The organism is Kosakonia sp. H7A (assembly GCF_003028445.1).
Taxonomy (GTDB): domain Bacteria; phylum Pseudomonadota; class Gammaproteobacteria; order Enterobacterales; family Enterobacteriaceae; genus Kosakonia; species Kosakonia radicincitans.
Window position 1 is genome coordinate 1 of the sequence record NZ_PYTZ01000109.1, and the last position, 465, is coordinate 465.

General features: G+C 66.5%; 1 protein-coding gene. It reads right to left on the reverse strand.

Annotation, left to right across the window (positions count from 1 at the left end; all coding sequences use genetic code 11):
* The coding region (locus CWM66_RS28455) for an ABC transporter transmembrane domain-containing protein (protein WP_255416498.1) at positions 1–398 on the reverse strand (398 nt) is incomplete at its 3' end.
* Positions 399–465 lie beyond the last annotated feature (67 nt).

The following is a 465-nucleotide window of genomic DNA, read 5'->3' on the forward strand; positions in this document are numbered from 1 at the left end:
ACCTCGCGGGTGCCGGTGTCCTGCTCGGAAGGCAGGTCGAGAATGCCGAACAGGCGCTCGGCGGCGGCCACGCCGCGGGAAATGGCGCTTTGCACGCTGGTGAGGCGGCGCAGGGAGGGGATGATCGCCATCATGGAGCTCATCAGCGCCATGAACTCGCCCGCGTTGAGGCGACCGGCCAGCGATTCGCGCGTGGCGACGAACACGATCACCGCCAGCGCCAGCGCCGCGAGGAACTGCACCGTCGCCGACGCGGTCGCGCGAGTGGTCTCGACCTTCATGTTCAGACGCAGCATGCGATTGGCCAACACCTGGTAGCGCCCGATCTCATGCCGCTGGGTGCCATGAACCTTCACTTCCTGCTGGGCTGACAACGACTGCTCGGCGGTCTGCGCCATGGCACCCATGCCGTCCTGTATGCCGCGGCTAATACGCCGGTAGCGTTTGCCGACGTAGGACACGATC